General features: G+C 74.1%; 2 protein-coding genes. Both read left to right on the top strand.

What is annotated here, in order from left to right:
* Positions 1-648: hypothetical protein (locus Q9Q40_12745; GenBank protein MDQ7008092.1), on the top strand; the 648-nt coding region annotated here is incomplete at its 5' end.
* On the top strand, positions 645-1,435 hold a 791-nt coding region (locus Q9Q40_12740; protein MDQ7008091.1), incomplete at its 3' end, for a putative metal-binding motif-containing protein. The genes Q9Q40_12745 and Q9Q40_12740, both read left to right, overlap by 4 nt.

The following is a 1,435-nucleotide window of genomic DNA, read 5'->3' as shown; positions in this document are numbered from 1 at the left end:
GATCTCGACGGCGATGGCGTGGACGATCTCGTCGTCGGCGTGCACAACTACTACGGCAGCGCGGGCGCGGTGGTGGTCTTCCGGGGCCCGGTGGTCGGCGACCACCTCGACCTGGACGCGGACGTGGTCTGGGACAACGGGGGTGAGGAGACCTACAACGAGCTTGGCGAGTCCGTGGAGTCGGTGGGGGATGCCACCGGCGACGGCCTGCCCGACGTCCTGGTCGGGGACTGGGGCGGGGACAGCGCGTGGCTGGTGCAGGGGGAGACGGTGCTGCGCGACATGGATCTGGACGCCGACGCGCAGGTGCGCTTCCGGGGGGACACCGACCTGTCGAACGGCCTGGGGCGGGTCGTGGAGGACGTGGGGGACCTGGACCTGGACGGCTGGCCCGACGTGTTCGCCAGCGGCGGCGGCTCCGACCCCTCGGACGCCTACGTCTTCCTCGGTCCCTTCGACGTGCCCGGCACGCGGCACGCATCGATGGCGGACATCCACCTGGAGGGCGACGAGGACGCGGACTACTACCCGTGGGCGGCCGGCCCCGGCGACGTCACGGGGGATGGCGGGCCCGACCTCCTGGTGTGCTCCGACCAGTACGACAACCGCCACGGCGCGCTCTACATCGTGGAGGGGACCGGGTGGTGAGCGGGTGGTGCCTCCTGGCCGCCCTCGCGGGCTGCCTGACGACGCCGTCGGAGTACCGGGCGGCCCTTCCGGAGCTGGACGACGGGGACGGCGACGGGTTCAACGAGCGGGAGGGGGACTGCGACGACGGGGACGCGCAGGTGCACCCCCATGGTCGGGAGGTGTGCGACGGCGTGGACAACGACTGCGACGGGGAGGTGGACGAGACGGGGCCGGACACCGACCGGGTGTGGTACCCGGACCTCGACGGCGACGGGGTGGGTTCTGGCTCGGGGCTGGCCTCGTGCAGCCCGCCCGGGCCGGAGTACGTGGAGGTGGGGGGGGACTGCAACGAGGGGGACCCGGAAGCGTGGCCTGGGGCTGCGGAGCGCTGCAACGGGCTGGACGACGACTGCGATGGGGAGGTGGACGAGGCGCCGACGGTGGACCCGCCGACCTGGTACCCGGACCTCGACGGCGACGGGTACGGGGAGGAGGCGCTGGGGGTGTCGAGCTGTGCGCCGCCGGCCCCCGCGTGGGTGCAGGCGGGCGGGGACTGCGACGACGGGGACGCGCAGGTGCACCCGGGGGCTGCGGAGCGCTGCAACGGGCTGGACGACGACTGCGACGGGGTGGCGGACGACCCGCCGGTGGTGGGGGAGGATCTCTGGTACCTGGACGCGGTGGGGGCCGGGTTGGGCGGGGACGACGCGCTGACGGGGGTGTGCTGCACGCTGGCGGGGTCCGGGCGGGCGGGGGGGGATTGCGACGACGGGGAACCCAGCGTGCACCCCGGGGCGGAGGAGGT

It is taken from the genome of Acidobacteriota bacterium (assembly GCA_030949985.1).
Lineage (GTDB): Bacteria > Acidobacteriota > Polarisedimenticolia > J045 > J045 > JALTMS01.
Note: the sequence above shows the minus strand (reverse complement) of the source record. Positions and strands in the feature narration are given on the sequence as shown.